This window comes from Janibacter melonis (assembly GCF_020567375.1).
In the GTDB taxonomy this organism is placed as follows: Bacteria; Actinomycetota; Actinomycetes; order Actinomycetales; family Dermatophilaceae; genus Marihabitans; species Marihabitans melonis.
Genome location: NZ_JAJBZM010000002.1, coordinates 64355 through 82936, shown reverse-complemented (window position 1 = coordinate 82936; position 18582 = coordinate 64355). Strand labels below are relative to the sequence as shown.

The window sequence follows — 18582 nt, the reverse complement described above, 5'->3', positions numbered from 1 at the left end:
GGGCACATCGCCGATCCTATTCACGCCCTGCGACGGGTTCGGCGATCGCGACGACGTTGTCCTCGTAGTGCCCGGTCTTCGGGTCGAAGGCTCCGCCGCACGTCACGAGGTGCAGCGCGGGCCGCCCGGAGCGGCGGAAGAGGGCGTCGAGGTCGAGCTCGGTCTTGCGGGCGAGCACGACCTCGCGCACGCGGTAGGTGGTCGTCCCGGCCGACGTCCTCACGGTGACGGCATCCCCCTTCGAGAGGGTGTCGAGACGGGCCAACGGCCCGGGACCGAGCTCTTTGGTGTCGACGTGCGCGGTGATGACCGTCGCTCCGTCCTGCCCGGGGGCGGACCCGAACTTGTACCAGCCCGCCTGCTTCGGGTCCTCGGGGATGCTCATCGCCCCGGTCGTGTCGACGCCGACCGGGCGGACCGGGAGCGTCGCGCCGAGCTCGGGCACGCTCACCGAGGTGGGTGCGGGAGGGGCGGCCGAAGGGGTGGCGGGCGCCGTGGCGACGGCGGTCCGGGGGGCCTTCGCGGCCTTCGTCGAGCCCGGTGAGGGTGACGTCCCGGAGGACGTCGGTGAGGGAGCAGCGGTCGAGGTGCTGCCCGACCCGCCCGTCGTCGACGGCCCCGACAGGGCCGCGTCCACGGTGCCGGCGTCGTCGGCCGACGGGCGGGTGAGGAAGAGCAGGACGGCACCCACGAGGAGCGCGGTGACGGCGGCGAGACCGATCACGCGCCCTCGTGGGTGCCGCGCCCGGGTCATCAGGATCAGGCCTGGACCCGGGACTTGCGGCGACCCGCGAAGAAGACCAGACCGCCGGCCGCGAGTGCGCCCAGGGTGGCCATCGCGTAGCGACCGGTCTCGTCAGCCGCCGCGACCTGACCGCCCGAACCGCTCGGGACCCCGTTGGGGGAGGAGTGCATGCCCGAGATCGACTGGGTGGCCAGCTTGAGGTTCTTGTCCTTCGCGCTGCCCCACGCGTAGACGATGGTGTTCGTGCCCTCACCGAGGTTGAGGTCCGCCGGGCCGATCGCCACGGTGTCCGTGCCCGCGAGGACGACGTCCGCCGAGACCGTGCCGGCCGCGACGTCAGCGCTCTCCTCGTTGGGGTTGGTGAGGTTCGAGAAGACGACCTCCTCGTTCGCGCGGACGTCCACCGCGGGGGCGGCGGCCGTGTGGCGCACCGTGAGGCGGGCCTTGCCGGCGTCGATCGCGCTGGTGTCGTTGACGAAGGGGGTGAGCGCCGGCTGGTCGTCGGCGTCGAGGTGGGCGACGACGGTGATGTTCGCACCGGCGGGGACGTCGACGTCGTTGGCCTCGACAATCGCGTCGCCGTCGGCACCGGCGCCCGCGGCGGTCACCTTGAGGTCGTACTGCCCCTCGGGCAGGGCCTGCGGGTCGGTGAGGGTGCCGGGCTTGAAGTCGGTGAGCAGGGCGTCGCCGTTGACGTAGACGTCGACGGTGGCGCCGGGCACGGCGTGGAGGATCGAGACGTGCGCGTCGTCGGCGGCGTGTGCCGGCGCGGCGGCGGAGAGCCCGACGAGGGCCATCGCTGCGGTGACTCCCATGGCGCGAGTGGTGGCAGACATTGGATTACCTCTCCTTCGAGTGAGGACGCCCTGTGCGCCCTGTCATCTCGTACTTCCCGTGGAGAGGCGGGGTCGGATGCAGCTGTCCGAAGACTTTTTTCAAGTTTTTTCGATCTGGGGTCGTGAGTGGTGGTCTCGAGGCTCCCCTTCGAGGCTCCTTCGTCGCACCTCAGGACAGGGCTGGCGCTCGCATCTCAACCCCAAGACGCGACGAAGGGGTGGTCACGGCTGTTGCCGTGGCCACCCCTTCGTCATGGGTCGTGCTGGGTCAGCCCCGCTTGTCGTCGGGGTTCTGGCCGTCGTCAGCCCAGTCGCGGGCGCTGCTCCAGGCGTCGCCGCCCTCGCCGTTGGTCTGAGCGGTCTCGTCGGGGGAGCCGACGTGGGCCTGGGTGGGGTCGTCGGAGGCGAGCTCGTCGATCTCCTCGTTGGACAGCGGGCGGGTCTCGCCGAGACCGGTGTCGCCCGAGCCCGTGGTCGCCGAGGTGCTCGTCGAGGACGCGCCCTGGTCGCTGACGCCGTCCGGGTGGCCGGTCATCGCGGCGTGGGTCGTGTCGCCCTCGCCGAGGACGGGGCCGTCACCGGCGTCGAGCGGGGGGGCCGCGGAGCCCGCGACCGGCACGTCGTCGGTCGAGACGACCTCGTCCGCGACGACCTCGTCGGCGATCGGCGTCTGGCTCGTCGCCGCGGCGCCGTCGGTCACCGGGGCGGCCGGGGTGACGCTCGAGGCGCGCCCGGTGCTGGGGGCCTTGTACGGGTCACCGGCGGGCACGGCCCACGGGTCCTTCTTCGGCTTCTGCTGCTTCTTCGCGACGTAGAAGGCGACACCACCGGCGACGAGAGCCAGCAGCAGGACCTTCCAGCTGCGGCCCGAGCGGCGGGTCTCGCCCTTGATCGCGGCGAGCGCGGCATGGGTGTCGTGGTCGTCCTTGAGCGCGTGGAAGGCCTCGGGAGCGCGCTTGCCCGCCTCGTCCGCGACCGACTTCGTCGTCGCGGCGCCGGTGGCGGCGAGGCCGGTCGCGGTGGCGACGACCTTCGGCAGGACGTCGTCGACGATCGTGTCGCGCAGGTCGTGGGCGCCGTCACCGGCACGCTTGCCGGCCTTCTTCGCGTCCTTGCGCAGCTGCTTGGTGCTCTTCGAGGCGTCCTTGCGCAGCTGCTTGCCGGTCTTCTTCGCGTCCTTGCGGACGTCCTTGCTCGCGTCGGCGGCCTGGGCGCGCAGGTCGGCGCTCTTCGCGCTCGCTGCTGCGCCGAGCCCTGCCGCCCGGTCCGAGCCGGTCTCGGCGCCCTCGGCGACCTTGTCGATGAGGGTGTGGATCTTGGCCACACCCGACTCGGCGCCCTCGTGGGCGGCGACGCGGCCCTTCTCGACCTTGCTCTCCGTGCGGAACACCGGTCCTCCTCGAATGTCGTGGGTGGTGCTTCGTGCGTGGTGCTTACGACCCATCCTGCCCCGGATCGCCTGGCGATACGCCGTCGGCGTCCAGGGAATCCGGGGCTCTCACCGCACGCACGGGTCGCTGTGCCAAACTCGCCACATGCAGGCGATCCTCCACACCAACCACGGCGACATCACCATCGAGCTCTTCCCGGACGTCGCTCCGAAGACCGTCGACAGCTTCGTCGGCCTCGCGAAGGGCACGAAGGAGTACAAGGACGACGCGGGCCGCACCAACCCGACGCCCTTCTACGACGGCCTGGTCTTCCACCGGATCATCTCCGGCTTCATGATCCAGGGCGGCGACCCCCTCGGCGAGGGCTTCGGCGGCCCGGGCTACACCTTCGACGACGAGCCCCACCCCGAGCACACCTTCGACAAGCCCTACCAGCTCGCCATGGCCAACGCCGGCAAGCGCATGGGCAAGGGCACCAACGGCAGCCAGTTCTTCATCACCGTCGCGCCGACGCAGTTCCTCTACGGCAAGCACACGGTCTTCGGCGAGGTCGCCGACGGCCCGAGCCGCGAGGTCGTCGACAAGATCGCCGCGGTCCGCACGGGTGCCAACGACAAGCCGGCCGAGCCGGTCGTCATGGAGTCCGTCGAGATCGTCGACTGACGACTCTCCCCCTTCGCGCTGCGCATGTCCGAGCAGCCCCTCTCCGGGCCCCCGCCGACCTGCCCCCGTCACCCTGACCGGGTCAGCTACGTCCGCTGCCAGCGGTGCGGCAGGCCGGCGTGCTCGGACTGCCAGCGCCCCGCTGCGGTCGGCGTGCAGTGCGTCGACTGCGTGCGCGAGGCCGCCCGTGCCGACCGACCGACGCTCACGCCGCTCGGCGGCCGGGCCTCGCGCAGCGACACCCCCTACCTCACCCGGGCGATCGTCGCGATCTGCGTGCTCGTCTACCTCGGCGAGCTCGCGACCCCGCAGGTCTACGGCGAGGGCGCGCTCGCGGCCTTCCTCGCCGTCGACCAGCCGTGGCGCCTGCTGACCTCGGCCTTCCTGCACTCGCCGTCGCAGATCTTCCACATCGTCTTCAACATGATGGCGCTGTGGTTCGTCGGGCCCTACCTCGAGGGCCTGCTCGGGCGCGCCCGCTTCCTCGGGCTCTACCTCGTCTCCGCGCTCGCGGGCTCGGTGACCTACCTGCTCTTCCAGCCGGTCGGCTCCACCCAGGGCGTCGTCGGCGCGTCCGGCGCGGTATTCGGCCTCTTCGGCGCGCTCGTCGTGCTGCAGCGCCACCTCGGCCGGGACAGCTCGGCGATGGTCGGCACGATCGCCATCAACGCCGTCCTCGGCTTCGTCATCCCCAACGTCGCCTGGCAGGCCCACCTCGGCGGGCTCGTCGCCGGTGCTGCCATCGCGGCCGGCTTCGCGCTCGCCCGTCAGCGCCGCGCACCGGCCATCGCGTGGGGCACCCTCGGCGCCGTCGCGGGCCTGACTCTTGCGCTCTTCGTCGTCAAGTACGTCGTCCTCGCGCCGGCCGTCGTCATCCCCATCGCCTGACGCCGGCGGGCCGGGTCCCCCTTCGCCCGTGTTACACGCGTGTCATTCATCCCCAGGTGTGCACAAGCCTGTGGACAAACCCCGATCTCCACACACAGGCCGGGTGGAGTTGTCCACAGGGCTGTGGGTGGCGGGGACGTCGCGACCTGTCGATGAACGCATCTGGCCCCCTCTAGCGCGAATGCTAGAGAGGGCCAGACGAGACGATCGGGCGGTGCGCCAGTCCCAGCTTTCCCGCCCTGGGCGGGAAAGCTCGACCTCGGGAAAGAAATGTTCTTGCCCGAGGTCGAATGTTCCCGCCCTGGGCGGGAAAGCTGAGGCGGCCGGGGCTACTTCCAGCGGGTCGTCATGACGAAGCCCGCCATCATCAGCGCGAAGCCGGCGCCGAGGTTCCACTGGCCCCACGCGGCGACGGGGTACTCCTGCTGGGTGATGTAGAAGGTGACCACCCAGATGAGCCCGAGGATCATCAGGCCGAGCATCACCGGCACGTACCAGCTGGGGTTGCCGATCTTCTGCGCCTTGACCTTCTCGCGCTTGGCCTTGACGGGCTTGTCGGCCTCCGCCTCCGCCTCCGCGCGGCGCCGGGGGTCGCCCGAGCGCCTGCCCGCGCTCGTGCTGGTGCTCGCGACCTTCTCGGTCTGCTCGAGCTCGTCCTCGTTCTTCTTCGACGGCGCCACGTCGTCAGTGCTCCTCGTCACGGGGAGGCGCGCGGACGCGCCGGGTCAGTGCCTTAGCGTAGAGGTCTGAGCACCGGTGACGAAGGGAGGTGCCCGCCATGGGGGAGCACGAGGCCCCGACCCGTCCGCACGGACCGCGTCGACTGGTGCGCTGGTATCTCGACCACCGGCCCACCCGGTGGTCGGCGGGAGTGCCCGTCATCGCCCTGTGCGCCGGGCTGCTCTTCTCCGTCTCGGGCACGACCGCGCGCGGCGGAGACCTCCGCTCCGAGGTGACGACGCTTCCCGCGCTCATCCGTGAGCGCACCCACGACAACGCCGTGAAGGCCCGGCGCGCCGAGGAGCTGCGCACGACCGTCACCGCGCTGACCAAGGAGCGCTCGCCGGGCAACCAGGAGATCGACCGGATCAGCCGCGACACGGCCAACGCCGCGCCGAAGGCCGGCTTCGAGGAGGTCCGCGGGCCGTCGGTCTCGGTGAGCCTCGACGACGCGCCGCTGGACGCCGACCAGATCCCCGAGGGCTTCGACGTCGACGACGTCGTCGTGCACCAGCAGGACGTGCAGGGCGTGGTCAACGCGCTGTGGCGTGGCGGGGCCGAGGCGATGATGATCCAGGACCAGCGGATCATCTCCACGAGCGCCGTGCGCTGCGTCGGCAACACCCTCATCCTCCAGGGCCGGGTGTACTCGCCCCCCTTCGTCATCACCGCGATCGGCGACCGCGACGCCCTGCGGGCCTCGCTCGACGAGGACCCGACGGTGAGCATCTACCGCGAGTACGTCGACCAGATCGGGCTGGGCTACGAGGTGACGTCGAGCGAGGAGACGACGCTGCCCGCCTACGCCGGGCAGAGCCAGCTGGCGCACGCCCGGGCTGCGCGCTGATCGCAGGCATACTGCACGTGTGAGCACCGTCCTCGTCGTCGACAACTACGACAGCTTCGTCTTCACCATCGTCGGCTACCTCCAGCAGCTCGGCGCGCAGACGACCGTCGTGCGCAACGACGCCGTGAGCCCCGCCGACGGCGCCGACTTCGACGGCGTGCTCATCTCGCCGGGGCCCGGCACCCCTGAGCAGGCCGGCGTCTCCATGGCGATGATCGAGGCCTGCGCCGAGCGCGCCCAGCCGATGCTCGGCGTGTGCCTGGGCCACCAGGCCCTCGGCGTGGTGTGCGGCGCGACCGTCGGTCGCGCGCCCGAGCTGCTCCACGGCAAGACGAGCCAGGTCGAGCACGACGGCACCGGCGTCCTCGCCGGGCTGCCCGAGCCCTTCACCGCCACCCGCTACCACTCGCTGACGATCGAGCCCGAGACGATCCCCGACACGCTCGTGCCCAACGGCCGCACCGCGAGCGGCATCGTCATGGCCGCGCACCACCGCGACCTGCCCCTGCACGGCGTGCAGTTCCACCCCGAGTCCGTCCTCACCCAGGGCGGTCACCGCATCCTCGCCAACTGGCTCGAGCTGCTCGGCGACGACGGCGCGGTCGCCCGCTCCGAGGGGCTGAGCCCCCTCGTGCGCGACGCCGAGGGCGTCGCCCGCATGGTCGCCGCGGGCTAGGGCGCACCGACCGTGAGCGCGGGGGTGACGACGCAGCAGGGCAGCGACAGCGGGCAGGGCGGGGGAGAGGACGCGCGGCCCCGGGTCGGCCCGGTCGACCGCTTCCAGCGCGAGCACCCGGTCCTCGGCATGCCGATCGCCGTGGTCTACAAGTTCTTCGACGACTTCGGCGGGTACCTCGCAGCGCTCATCACCTACTACGGCTTCCTCTCGCTCTTCCCCCTGCTGCTGCTCCTGTCGACCCTGCTCGGCATCGTCCTCGAGGGGCACCCGCAGTGGCAGCAGCGCATCCTCGACTCCGCGCTGTCGGAGTTCCCGATCGTCGGCGACGAGCTGCGCCAGACCGGCACCCTCGGCGGCGGCACGCTCGGCGTCATCATCGGCTCGGTCGCCGCGATCTACGGCGGGCTCGGCGTGGCCCAGGCGCTTCAGTACGCGATGAACACCGCGTGGATGGTCCCGCGCAACTCGCGGCCCAACCCCTTCCTCTCCCGGGCCCGCGGCCTGATGATCATCCTCACCGCGGGGCTGGCGGTCGTCGCGACGAGCGTGCTCACGCAGGTGGCGAACAGGCTCGTCGTCGGCGCCTGGCAGAGCCTGGCGGTCGACCTCGGGTCAGTCGTGCTCAACGCCGGCGTCTTCACCTTCCTCTTCATCATCTCGACGACCCGCGCCCCCACGCCGCGCCAGGTGCTGCCGGGCGCGGTCATCGCCTCGGTCCTCTTCCTGCTGCTGCAGAACGTCGGCGTCCTGTACGTCGGCACGGTCGTCAGCCGCGCGAGCAACGTCAGCTCGGTCTTCGCGATCGTCCTCGGCCTGCTGATCTTCATCTACAGCAACGCCGTGGTCATCCTCCTGTGCGTCGAGATCAACGTCGTGCTCGCCGAGCGGCTATGGCCGCGCGCGCTCCTGACGATCTTCACCGACGACGTCGAGCTGACCGACGCCGACCGCCGCGCCTACCGCGGGCAGGCCCGGGCGCAGCGGCTCAAGGGCTTCGAGAAGATCTCCGTGAGCTTCGAGCGGCCGCGCCCCGAGGTCCCGGAGGACGACGAAGGGGGAGCCGAGGCTCCCCCTTCGACCGCGCCCTGACCGGCGGGTCCGGCTACGGCGTCTGCGCCGTCGTCGAGCGCGGGTTCGGCGTCGACGGGCTGGCCGGGCCACCCGGCGTCTGGTCTCCCTGGTCGCCCTCCTCGCCGTCGCCCGGGTCCGTCGTCTCCTCCGGCGGGCTCGTCGTGCTCGGGTCGCTCGTCTCCGGAGGAGTCGTCTCGGAGGTCGAGGGCGGCGGCGGGGTGACCGTCGTCGTCTCCGTCTTGTCCTGGGGCCCGGCGATCTCGATCTTCACCGTGCGGCCCTGGGCGACCTTCCCGGCGCCCGGGTCCTGACTGAGGATCTGACCGGCCGGCTCGTCGGAGGGCACGGTGACCTCCTCGGTCAGCAGCCCGAGGGCGAAGATCTCGGGTCGTGCGTCGCTGATCGGCTGACCGACGAAGTCGGGGAGCTGGACGTCACCGCTGGCCACGACGAGGTCGACGGTGCTGCCGGCCTCGACCTGCTCGGACTGCCCGGGGCTCACCGAGATGACGCGGTTCTTCTTCTGCTCGTTGCTGTCCTCGAAGGTGACGTCGCCGACCTCCAGGCCGGCATCGCGGATCGCCTTCTCGGCATCCGCGCGGCTCTGACCGACGACCTGGGGCACGGTGGCCTGCTCCGGGCCCTGCGACACGGTGTAGGCGATCGTCGACCCCTCGTCGACCATCTCGCCCTCGGGCACGCTCTGCTCGAAGACCTCGCCCTCGGGGGCCGCGTTGTTGGCCTCGGCCCGATCACCGTCGAGACCGAGGTCGGTGAGCTTCGCCTCCGCCGCGTCCTCGTCGAGCCCGACGAGCTGCGGCGCGGCGACCCGGACGATCTCCGGCGGCTGGTTGGAGTCCCAGACGTACCACCCGAGGGCGGCGACGGGGATGAGGAGCAGGAGCGCCAGCAGCCAGCCCAGGCCACCGCGCCGGCGACGCTCGGGCTCGAGCGGGGTGGGCGGGTCCTGGATCGGGCGGAAGGTCGAGGTGTCACCGAGGTGCTGCGCCGGGGCGGCCGCTGCGAGGGCGACCGTGGGGTCGGCCTCGAGCGCGCCGGCGCCCGCGACGGCCGCGAGGGCACCCTGCGCGAGCTCGCTCACCGGACGGCCGGCGCGGACGGCGCGCAGGTCGTCGGCCATGTCCGAGGCGTCCTGGTAGCGCTCGTCGCGGTCCTTGGTGAGCGCGGCGGCGACGACGGCGTCGAGATCGCTCGACACCGTGGGCTCGAGCGAGCTCGGCAGCGGGATCGGCGCGTTGACGTGCTGGTAGGTGAGGCTGATCGGCTCGCCGGTGTACGGCGTCGTCCCGGTCATGAGCTCGAAGAGCAGGCAGCCGACGGAGTAGACGTCACTACGGTTGTCGACGGTCTCGCCCCGGGCCTGCTCGGGCGAGACGTACTGCGCCGTGCCGATGACGGCTGCGGTCTGCGTCATCGTGGCCTGGGTGTCGGCGACCGCGCGGGCGATGCCGAAGTCCATGACCTTGACCGTGCCGTCGGCGGTGAGCATGACGTTGCCGGGCTTGATGTCGCGGTGGACGATGCCCATGCGGTGGCTGTAGGACAGCGCGTCGAGGACGCCCTCGCAGATCCGTGCGGCCTCGGCCGGTGCGAGCGGGCCCTGGTCGTTGAGGACCTCGCGCAGGGTCTGGCCCTCGACGAGCTCCATGACGATGTACGGCACGGACAGGCCGGCGCCGCCGGACTCGGTCGTGCGGTCCTCGCCGGAGTCGTAGACCGCGACGATCGAGCGGTGGTTGAGCCCGGCGACCGACTGGGCCTCGCGGCGGAAGCGGTGGAGGAAGGAGGTGTCGCGCGCGTGGTCGCTGCGCAGGATCTTCACCGCCACGGGTCGTCCGAGACGGGTGTCGTAGCCACGGTGGACCTCGGCCATGCCGCCTCGACCGATGAGCTCGCCGAGCTCGTACCGTCCTCCGAGCAGCCGGGGGGTGCTTGTCGTCACGACGTCCTCTCTTCCTGTGCCGCCATTGTGGCCGACACGACGTCTGACCTGGTCAGGGGTCCAGCGCTCACTCGAGCACCGCCTTCATCACCGCGGCGCTGATCGGCCCGGCGACCGAGCCGCCGTACGCCTCGTTGCCCGCCCGGCCGCCGTCCTCGACGACGACCGCGACCGCGACCTTGGGGTTGTCCGCGGGGGCGAAGCCGGTGAACCACGCGTGCGGGGCCGCGCCCTCGGCGTGCTCGGCGGTCCCGGTCTTGCCGGCGACGCTCGTGCCGGGGACCGCGGCCTGGGTGCCGGTGCCGCGCTCGACGACGAGCTTCATCATGTCGGTGAGCTCGGTGGCGGTCTCCGGGTCGATCGCCCGCGAGAGCTGCTCGGGCTTGGTGTCGGAGATGACCGAGAGGTCGTCGCCCTGGACCCGCTCGACGACGTAGGGGCGCATGACGACCCCGTCGTTGGCGACCGCCGAGCTCATCATCGCGACCTGCAGGGGCGTGACGCGCACGTCGTACTGGCCGATGGCCGACTGCGCCTCCTGCGGCGGGTTGAGCCCGGTGGGGAAGGTCGAGGGCGTGACGTCCATGGGGATCTCGAGCTTGTCGCCGAAGCCGAACTTGCTCGCCTGGTCGCCGACGGTGTCGCCGCCGAGCTCCATGCCCAGCCAGCCGAAGGCGGTGTTGCACGAGTCCTGCATCGCCACGGCGAGGGTGACGCGGTCGTTCGGGCCGCACGCGCCGGGGTGGCTGTTGGGCAGGCCGACGTCGGTCTGGGGCAGGTCGAGGACCGCGGGCCCGGGGATCGACGAGCTCTCGTCGTAGTCGCCGGACTCGATGGCGGCGGCCGCGGTGACGACCTTGAAGACCGACCCGGGCGGGTAGAGGTTGCCGCCGATGGCGCGGTTGACCAGGGGGCGGGAGGAGTCGGCGTTGAGGCTCTCCCACGCCTTGGCCGCCGTGCCCTGCTCGTGGCTGACGAGCGGGGTCGGGCTGTACGTCGGCGAGGAGTACATCGCGAGGATCGCCCCGGTGCGCGGGTCCATGGCGACGACGGCGCCGCGCTGGTCGCCGAGCGCCTCCTTCGCGGCCCGCTGGGCCTGCGGGTCGATGGTCAGCTCGAGCGAGGCCCCCTTCGAGGCCTTGCCGGAGAGGATGTCGGAGACCCGGCCGTAGAAGAGCGTGTCGTCGGTGCCGCTGAGCAGGGAGTTCGCGGCGCCCTCGAGCCCGCCGCCGGCGCCGTACTCGAAGGAGTAGTAGCCGGTGATGTGCGCGTAGGTCTCGGGCGAGGCGTAGACGCGCTGCCACTGCAGCTCGTCGTCGGAGGGCACCGAGCGCGCGATCGGCTGACCGCCGAGGAGGATCTGGCCGCGCTCCTGGCCGTAGTTCTTCAGCGCGGTGCGGCGGTTGTCGGGGCGGTCGTTGATTGCCTCGGCCCCGACGACCTGCAGCCAGGTCGAGGAGACGAGCAGCGCGGTGAAGAGCAGCGCCGCGAGCATCGAGAGGCGTCGGATGGGCTCGTTCATCGGGTGCTCACCACCTCGGTCGGGGCGTCCATCGACGCCGGGTCCAGCTCGGGCTCGGGACGGCGCGCGTGGTCGCTGATGCGCAGGAGGATCGCGGCGAGGGTCCAGTTCGCGAGGAGCGAGGACCCGCCGTACGCGACGAAGGGGAGGGTGAGACCGGTGAGCGGGATGACCCGGGTGACCCCGCCGACGACGACGAAGACCTGGAGCGCGACGGTGAAGGCCAGACCCGTCGCGAGCAGCTTGCCGAAGCCGTCGCGCAGGCCGATGGCCGAGCGCAGGCCGCGCTCGACGAGGATCGCGTACAGGGCGATGATCGCCATGATGCCGACGAGCCCGAGCTCCTCGCCGAGGCTGTTGAAGATGAAGTCGGTCTCCGGCAGCGGCGTCGACCACGGCCGCCCGCGACCGAGCCCCGTGCCGAGCAGCCCGCCCGCGGACAGCCCCATGAGACCGCTCACGAGCTGGCCGCACTGGCGGGTGCCCTCCTCGCTGAAGGGGTCGACCCAGCACAGGACGCGCGTCTGCAGGTGGGGGAAGAGGCGGTAGGCGACGAAGGCGCCGAAGGCCGCCAGGCTCAGGCCGATCGCGATCCAGCTGACGCGCTCGGTCGCGACGTAGAGCATCGAGACGAAGAGGCCGAAGAGGAGCAGCGAGGTGCCGAGGTCGGTCTCGAGCACGAGGACGAGCACCGAGGCGACCCAGGCGACGAGGATGGGCCCGAGGTCGCGCCCGCGCGGCAGGGTGAGCCCGAGGACCTTGCGCCCGGCGAGGGCGAGGACGTCACGCGTCTGCACGAGGTACCCGGCGAAGAAGACGGCGAAGCAGATCTTCGCGACCTCGGCGGGCTGGAAGGTGAAGGGCCCGATCTTGATCCAGATGTTCGCGCCGTAGACGTCGTGACCGATGATCGGCAGCAGCGGCAGGAGGAGCAGCACGAGGCCGAGCAGGCCGGCGGTGTAGGTGTAGCGGCGCAGGACGCGGTGGTCGCGCAGGGCGACGAGCACGGTGAGGGCGAGGGCCACGCCCAGGGCCGTCCACTGCAGCTGCTTGAGGGCGTAGCCCTCGCTGAAGTCCCGCCCGGCCGCCAGGTCGAGGCGGTGGATCATCACCAGGCCGATGCCGTTGAGCAGGGTGAGGATCGGCAGCACGAGCGGGTCGGCGTACGACGCGCGCCAGCGCAGCACGACGTGGAAGACGAGCGCGATGGCCGCGAGCATGCCGGTGTGGGCCAGCAGGTCCGGCGGGACCGAGCCGTTGGCCGCCACCTCGACGTTGATGTACGCGAGGACGACGACGCCGATCGCGAGCGCGACGAGCAGCAGCTCGACGTTGCGGCCGCGCTTCGGGGCGATCGTCGTGATCGTCTTCAGCGACCGCACGGCTCACCCTCGCTGCGCAGCTCGGCGCACCGCTTCGCGGCGACGCGCAGGTCGTCGACCTTCTTCTGGGCGTCGCGCTCGGAGTCGACGCTCACGCTCTCCTCGATGCTGCTGCGGTAGAAGTCGGGCAGGTCGGAGAGCATGACGTCGGTCTGCTCGACCGCGGAGGACAGCGGGATCGGGCCGAGGTCGGAGGCGATGCCGCGGTAGATCGTCACGCGGCCGTCCTGACCGGCGATGTAGTACTGCTGCTGCGTCCACGCCCACGCGCCGTAGAGGATCGCACTGAGGACGAGCGCGACGACGCCGAGCGCGGCGACCCGTCGCAGCCAGCGGCCCCGCCGGGTCGAGCCCTCCTCGGCGAGCTCGAGGTCGGGCTCGGGGGTCTCGGGCCGCACGAGGGCGGCAGCCTTCTCGGCCGGGGTGGTCGGGATGGCGCGCGTCGAGCTCGAGCGCATCGAGGCCGACCCGACGACCTGCGGCTGGGTCGAGGGCGGGGTCCCGTCGGCGCTGTCGACGACGTCGGCGACGATGACGGTGACGTTGTCGGGTGCGCCCGCGCGCAGGGCGAGGGCGACGAGGTCGTCGGCGGTCTCGGCGGGGGTGCGTCCCGAGGAGAGCTGCTCGGCGATGGTGTCGCGGGCGACGAAGCCGGACAGGCCGTCGGAGCACAGCAGGTAGCGGTCGCCGAGACGGGCCTCGCGGGCGCCGACGTCCGGGTCGTCGTCCTCGTCGCCGGTGAGGACGCGGGTGACGACCGAGCGCTGGGGGTGGGTCGAGGCCTCCTCCTCGGTGATCCGGCCCTCGTCGATGAGGGTCTGGACGAAGGAGTGGTCCGTCGTGATCTGGGTGACGGTGCCGTCGCGCAGGAGGTAGGCGCGGGAGTCGCCGATGTGGGCGAGGATGAGCTTGTTGCGGGCCCGCATGAGCGCGGTCGTCGTCGTGCCCATGCCCGAGAGCTCCTTGCGCTCCTCGGCGATGCGCGCGATCTCGCGGTTGGCCCGGCGGATGGCCTTGCCGAGCTGGGCGCTCGCCTCGGACGCGCCGAGCGAGTCGTGGTCGAGCTCGACGAGCTCGGTGATCACCGTGGCGCTCGCGATGTCGCCCCCGGCGTGCCCGCCCATCCCGTCGGCGACGACGAGCAGGTGGGGCCCGGCGTACCCCGAGTCCTGGTTGTCCGAGCGGACCAGCCCGACGTCGGAGCGCGCTGCGTACCTCAGTCCGATGGCCATGCGTCAGCTCCGCAGCTCGAGGCGGGTCTTGCCGATGCGCACGGTCGTGCCGGCCTCGACGGGGACCGCCTCACCGACGCGGAACTCGCCGATGAAGGTGCCGTTCGTGCTGCCGAGGTCCTCGACGTACCAGCCGTCGTCACCGCGGATGATCCGGGCGTGACGCCCCGAGGCGAAGTCGTCGTCGAGGACGAGGGTGCACTCGGGGTTGCGACCGATGAGCACGCCCTTGTCGCGCAGCGGCAGCGAGGTGCCGGCGAGCGCGCCGCTGGTGATGACGAGGTGGGTCGGGGTGCGGGGGTTGCGGCGCGGCGTGTCGGCCGCCCGCTTCTCCTTGCGCGAGCGCCGGCTCGAGGCCGAGCCCTGCCGCGCGATGACGCGCGTGCCGTAGAGGTCGGAGCGCAGCACGCCCGCGAGGGAGAGGACGAAGGCCCACAGCAGGATGAGCAGGCCGAGGCGCAGCACGGTGACGGTCAGCTCGCTCATGGGGCTCCTCTCGAGATGTCGCGGTCGGACGGGATGGCCGCGGCGCGGGTGGCCGCAGGTGGGCAGGGTAGTCGTCGAACCTCAGCGACGCGCCAGCCGGAAGATCACGCTCGTGCGCCCGACGGTGATGCGGTCGCCGTCGTGGAGGGGGCAGGCGTCGACCTGCTCGCCGTTGACGTACGAGCCGTTGGTGCTGCCGAGGTCGCGCAGGTGGGCGACCTGGTGCGGTCCGTCGTTCGTGACGCGGACCTCGGCGTGGCGGCGGGAGATGCCCGGGTCGTCGAGGACGACGTCGGCGCTCTCGTCGCGGCCGAGCACGGTCATGGCGCTCATGAGCGGGTAGCGCTCGCCGTCGACCTCGAGCCAGGGCAGGTCCTGCACCCGCGGCCGGCGGGCGGCCGCACGAGCGGGCTCCGGGGTACGGGGCTCGGGGGCGCGAGGCTCGGGAGCACGAGGCTGAGGGGCGCGTGCGGGGGCGGGAGCCGGCGCCGGGGCGGCGGCTGCACCGCGCGCGGAGGTCGGCACCTCCCACTCGTCGTCCTCGACGTCGTCGTCCCACCACTCGTCTGCCGAGGGCGCGGCCTGCGCCGGGGCGGGGGTGGGGGCGGCCGGGGCCTGGGCCCGACCCTGCGGCACGGGCGCGGAGTACTCGTCGTAGTCCTCGCCCTCGGTCTCGACGTACTCCTCGCGGTACTCCCGCACCGCCGAGGGGTCCTCGACACGCTGCCGGGCGGTCGCCGGGCGCACCCGGAAGACACCCGTCTCGAGCTCGTCGTCGGACTCGAAGATCACCTGCAGCGGCCCGCCGGGGCGGTAGCGCTGGGTCTCGGCGTGCTCCTGGGCCGCGGCGATGAGCTCGTCCTCGAGCTCCTCGTCGTACTCGGTGAGCCGGTCGTAGTCACCGGGCGAGAGCTCGATGGTGAAGAGGTTGGGCACCGCGGTGCGGCCGCGCCCGATGAGGGTCGCGCGGTCGTCCATGGCGCGCCGGACGGCGGAGGCCAGCTCGAGGGGCTGGACCTCGGAGCGGAAGGCCTTGGCGAAGACGCCGTTGACCGTGCGCTCGAGCTTGCGCTCCATGCGCTCGAAGAGACTCATGCCGAGGCCCTCCCTTCGTCTGCGTGCGGGCTGGGTGCGTCATCGATCCTAACCACCAGCCTGGGCGCAGCCTGGGACGGGCGAAGGGGGACCACCTCACGGTGGTCCCCCTTCGTCACCGCTCGCTCACGGGAGCTCGATCGTCCACTCCTCCTTGGGGAAGGTCTTGTCGGAGCCGATGACCTTCGCCGCGAGGCGGGTGTAGACGAACTCGTAGGAGTCCGCGCGGGTGTTGACCTGGAAGGCGAGCCAGCCCGTGGCCTCCTCGCCACGGCTCGGGCCGTCGAAGGGGGTCATGCCCGCGGCCTCGAGCTCGTCGTCGACGATGCTCGTCGAGGAGGAGTCGGTGCCGTCGGCGCGGAGCGTGAAGGGGCCGTTGACGCCGCCGCTGAACTCGTCGCCGGCCTTCGCGTCGATCTCGACGAGGACGATCTCGCCGCCGTCCTCGGCGATGTTGGCGAAGTCCTCCGAGGCGAAGTCGCGCACGATCTTCGTCACCTCGACGGTGTTGCCGAGCTCGGGGTCCTCGACGCTCTCGCCGACCTCGACCTCTTCCATCTCGCCGCCGGCGGCCGAGCCCGACTCGCTCTCGGAGGCCTCGGTCTCGGAGCTCTCTGTCTCGGTGCTCTCGGGGCTCTCCGACTCGGACGCGCTGCTCTCGGACGGCGTGCTCTCGCTCGTGCTGCTCGACGTGCTCGCGGACTGCGTCGTGCCGCTCTCGGACTCGCCACCCCCGCACGCGGTGAGCAGGACGGCGACGGCGGCGGTCGCGGTGACGGTGCGGATCTGCACGGGCTGCCTCTCGGTAGATGGGTGCACCGCCCCCTGCAGCGGTGCACACCGCTGCCAGTGTCGTCGACCCCTCGGCGTCGCAACACCCCACGAAATCGCAGACCTGACACCGGGATTCGCGCTCGGGAGGCGGGCTCCGCGCTTTTCGCGGGGTGACCTGGGGTGATCCGTCGGGGATCATCGACGCGTGACCGACGACAGCCCTGCCCCGAGCCGCCGGTGGTGGTGGCCGGACTCGCTGCCGACGACTCAGGCCGGGGCGCTGTGGGGCATCGCCCTGCTCGTCATGGGCGCGCGTGTCGGCACGCTCGTGCAGATGGCGCCGTCCTTCACCTCCGCGCTGCGGGTGGCTCCCGACGAGCGGGCCGCCGCGCTCACGTGGCTGGCTGCTCTCGTCATGACCGTCGCGGTGTGCGTGCGGATGATCGCCACCCGCGGACCGCTGTCGACGGCGTGGACCGCCGTCGACCTCGCCGTCGCCTGCGTGCTGCTCGTCCTCGGGCCGCTCACCGTGCCCGACGACTTCCGCGTCGGGACGTGGGTGGGCTTCCAGCCCGGGTACGCCCTGGGGGTGCTGCTCACCGCGAGCGCCCTGCGCAGCCACGTCCTGTGGCTCGGGGCGATGACCGCGGTCGTCGCCTCCGCCTCGGTGTACATGGCCGACGGCACGCGCACCCACCCGAGCACGGTCCTGGGCAACCTGCTCACCTACATCGCCCTGGGCATCGTCGGGCGTCTGCTCGTCGGCTACAACCTGCGTCTGGCCCAGGACGCCGACCGCGCCCGCGCGCTCGCCGCCGAGCTCGGCCGGCGCGAGGAGGAGCACCGCGCCCGGGTGGCGATCCACAACGGCGCCGCGGTGATGCGCCTGCTCACCGACGACGACGTCGACGACAGCACGCGCGAGCGGCTGCGCCAGCAGGCCCTCGTCGAGTCGCGCCGGATGCGCGCCTACCTCCAGGGGCCGGCGCCCGGTGCGACCCCGGCGCAGGGCGAGGTCGCCCTCGCCGGCCGGGTCCAGGCCGTGTGCGAGCGCTTCGTCGACCTGCGCCTGGAGACCTCGCTCGACCTCGGGGCGCAGGTCCGCCTGACGGCGCAGGACACCGAGGCGGTCGAGCAGGCGCTCGCGAGCGTGCTGCTCAACGTGCGCCAGCACGCCGCCGCCTCGCTCGTCGTCGTCCACCTCGACTCGGACGAGGGGGACGACGACGCGCACGACGGGCCTGCCCGCGGGGGTGAGGGGACCCCCCTTCGCTGGGTGCTCTCGGTGCACGACGACGGGGTCGGCTTCGACCCCGAGGTGACGGACAGGGGGGTGGGGCTCGGCGACGTCGTCGTCGGCGAGCTCGCCAGCCGGGGGATCGGGGTCGACATCGACTCCGAGCCCGGGATCGGGACGACGGTGCGCATGGGCACCATGGAGATCGGGGTGGAGCAGGGATGACGCAGGACCAGCCACGGGTGCGCGCGCTCGTCGTCGACGACGCGACCGTGATCCGCGAGTCGATGCCGGCGCTCATGCCGGGGATCGACTTCGTGGGGCAGTACTCGAGGGTAGAGACGCTGCTCGAGGACCGGCCGGTTGCCGACGTCGTCGTGCTCGACCTGCACCTCGTCAACAGCACGCAGCCCTCGGCGCGCCAGGGCGTCGCGGCGGTGCGGATGCTCGTCGACGCGGGCTACCGGGTGTGCGTGTACAGCCAGGAGGAGCGCCGCTTCGTGCTCGCGGCGTGCATGGCGGCGGGGGCGACCGGCATCGTCTCGAAGTCGGCGCCCACGGCCGAGGCGCAGGAGGCCTTCGTCGACGCGGCGGCCGGGAGGGTCGTCGTGCCGCAGGCGATCATCGGGCTCATCGAGGTGCTCGTGCGCCGCAAGAGCCTGACGATCCTCTCGCAGCGCCAGCGCCAGGTGCTCGCCGGTCGCGCCCGCGGGCTCACCTACGCCGAGCTGAGCACCCAGCTCTACCTGTCGGAGTCGACCCTGCGCGGGTACTGGCGCGACCTCACGACGAACGTCTCGACCCACCTCCAGCAGACGACCCCCGCGGAGATCGAGCGCGCGCTCGGCCTCGGCCCAGGCGACCTGCTCGAGTTCTGGCCCGAGTCGCCCGCCCGCCCCCGCTGACCCCCTCCGCCTCCACCTCCCTTCGCCCGCCCCCTTCGCCCCCTTCGCCCGCCCCCCTCCGCCACACCCCCCCGATGCGCCGAGCCCCGCTCGTGGTCCGTGAGGGACGGTCGTCGCGGGCCGGCGATGACCGGGGTTCGCGGACG

At 72.2% G+C, this 18582-nt stretch carries 18 protein-coding genes; 7 read left to right on the top strand and 11 right to left on the bottom strand.

All coding sequences use genetic code 11. The features are described from left to right. Nucleotides 1-16: 16 nt before the first annotated feature. The 3 genes from LIV55_RS06455 to LIV55_RS06445 form a co-directional block, all read right to left on the bottom strand. Nucleotides 17-724, bottom strand: coding sequence for a class F sortase (locus LIV55_RS06455; protein WP_229299681.1), 708 nt, complete (start codon nt 722-724; stop codon nt 17-19). Between the two features lie 35 nt (nt 725-759). Next, nucleotides 760-1581, bottom strand: coding sequence for a DUF4397 domain-containing protein (locus LIV55_RS06450; RefSeq protein WP_068270989.1), 822 nt, complete (start codon nt 1579-1581; stop codon nt 760-762). Nucleotides 1582-1849: 268 nt separating this feature from the next. Then, nucleotides 1850-2971 (bottom strand): hypothetical protein, encoded by a 1122-nt coding sequence (locus LIV55_RS06445; protein WP_229299680.1) that lies wholly within the window; start codon nt 2969-2971, stop codon nt 1850-1852. Nucleotides 2972-3116: 145 nt separating this feature from the next. On the opposite strand from LIV55_RS06445, the gene LIV55_RS06440 reads away from it, so the two are divergent. Then, nucleotides 3117-3635: a peptidylprolyl isomerase gene (locus LIV55_RS06440; RefSeq protein WP_191564195.1), complete on the top strand. Its 519-nt coding sequence runs from the start codon at nt 3117-3119 to the stop codon at nt 3633-3635. Between the two features lie 24 nt (nt 3636-3659). Further along, a complete protein-coding gene (locus LIV55_RS06435) occupies nt 3660-4523 on the top strand; it encodes a rhomboid family intramembrane serine protease (protein WP_229299679.1) in 864 nt (287 codons plus the stop codon). A gap of 329 nt (nt 4524-4852) precedes the next feature. On the opposite strand, the gene LIV55_RS06430 is transcribed toward LIV55_RS06435, so the two are convergent. Beyond that, nucleotides 4853-5203: a cell division protein CrgA gene (locus tag LIV55_RS06430; protein WP_229299678.1), complete on the bottom strand. Its 351-nt coding sequence runs from the start codon at nt 5201-5203 to the stop codon at nt 4853-4855. 98 nt (nt 5204-5301) lie between these two features. Between LIV55_RS06430 and LIV55_RS06425 the strand changes: the two genes are divergently transcribed. The 3 genes from LIV55_RS06425 to LIV55_RS06415 are packed head-to-tail and all read left to right on the top strand — an operon-like array spanning nt 5302 to nt 7858. After that, nucleotides 5302-6090 carry a DUF881 domain-containing protein gene (locus LIV55_RS06425; RefSeq protein ID WP_229299677.1) on the top strand — a complete coding sequence of 263 codons (789 nt, stop codon included), beginning with the start codon at nt 5302-5304 and terminating at the stop codon, nt 6088-6090. Between the two features lie 19 nt (nt 6091-6109). Continuing rightward, nucleotides 6110-6766, top strand: a complete 657-nt coding sequence (locus tag LIV55_RS06420; RefSeq protein WP_229299676.1) for an aminodeoxychorismate/anthranilate synthase component II — start codon at nt 6110-6112, stop codon at nt 6764-6766. Between the two features lie 24 nt (nt 6767-6790). Continuing rightward, a complete protein-coding gene (locus LIV55_RS06415) occupies nt 6791-7858 on the top strand; it encodes a YihY/virulence factor BrkB family protein (RefSeq protein ID WP_229299675.1) in 1068 nt (355 codons plus the stop codon). A 13-nt stretch (nt 7859-7871) separates the two neighbouring features. Here the strand turns inward: LIV55_RS06415 and pknB are convergent, their stop codons facing one another. The 7 genes from pknB to LIV55_RS06380 form a co-directional block, all read right to left on the bottom strand. Then, nucleotides 7872-9803: a Stk1 family PASTA domain-containing Ser/Thr kinase gene (gene pknB / locus LIV55_RS06410; RefSeq protein WP_229299674.1), complete on the bottom strand. Its 1932-nt coding sequence runs from the start codon at nt 9801-9803 to the stop codon at nt 7872-7874. 67 nt (nt 9804-9870) lie between these two features. Continuing rightward, a complete protein-coding gene (locus tag LIV55_RS06405) occupies nt 9871-11325 on the bottom strand; it encodes a peptidoglycan D,D-transpeptidase FtsI family protein (protein WP_123093212.1) in 1455 nt (484 codons plus the stop codon). Continuing rightward, entirely contained in the window at nt 11322-12698 is a 1377-nt protein-coding gene (locus LIV55_RS06400) for an FtsW/RodA/SpoVE family cell cycle protein (protein WP_068272308.1), read from the bottom strand. Before LIV55_RS06400 ends, LIV55_RS06405 begins: the two co-directional genes overlap by 4 nt. Next, on the bottom strand, nt 12695-13939 hold the full coding sequence (locus tag LIV55_RS06395; protein WP_229299673.1) for a Stp1/IreP family PP2C-type Ser/Thr phosphatase: 1245 nt from the start codon (nt 13937-13939) through the stop codon (nt 12695-12697). Before LIV55_RS06395 ends, LIV55_RS06400 begins: the two co-directional genes overlap by 4 nt. A 3-nt stretch (nt 13940-13942) precedes the next feature. Then, complete coding sequence (locus LIV55_RS06390) at nt 13943-14425, bottom strand: FHA domain-containing protein FhaB/FipA (protein ID WP_123093210.1); 483 nt, start codon at nt 14423-14425, stop codon at nt 13943-13945. Nucleotides 14426-14506: 81 nt separating this feature from the next. Further along, nucleotides 14507-15520 carry an FHA domain-containing protein gene (locus LIV55_RS06385; protein WP_229299672.1) on the bottom strand — a complete coding sequence of 338 codons (1014 nt, stop codon included), beginning with the start codon at nt 15518-15520 and terminating at the stop codon, nt 14507-14509. A gap of 126 nt (nt 15521-15646) precedes the next feature. After that, nucleotides 15647-16312 (bottom strand): hypothetical protein, encoded by a 666-nt coding sequence (locus LIV55_RS06380; RefSeq protein WP_229299671.1) that lies wholly within the window; start codon nt 16310-16312, stop codon nt 15647-15649. 187 nt (nt 16313-16499) lie between these two features. Here LIV55_RS06380 and LIV55_RS06375 point away from each other — a divergent pair, with 187 nt between their 5' ends. Both LIV55_RS06375 and LIV55_RS06370 read left to right on the top strand, forming a co-directional pair. Beyond that, nucleotides 16500-17756, top strand: coding sequence for a sensor histidine kinase (locus LIV55_RS06375; RefSeq protein WP_229299670.1), 1257 nt, complete (start codon nt 16500-16502; stop codon nt 17754-17756). Continuing rightward, nucleotides 17753-18436 carry a helix-turn-helix domain-containing protein gene (locus LIV55_RS06370; protein WP_068271025.1) on the top strand — a complete coding sequence of 228 codons (684 nt, stop codon included), beginning with the start codon at nt 17753-17755 and terminating at the stop codon, nt 18434-18436. The genes LIV55_RS06375 and LIV55_RS06370 overlap by 4 nt, the downstream gene beginning before the upstream one ends. Nucleotides 18437-18582: the final 146 nt, after the last annotated feature.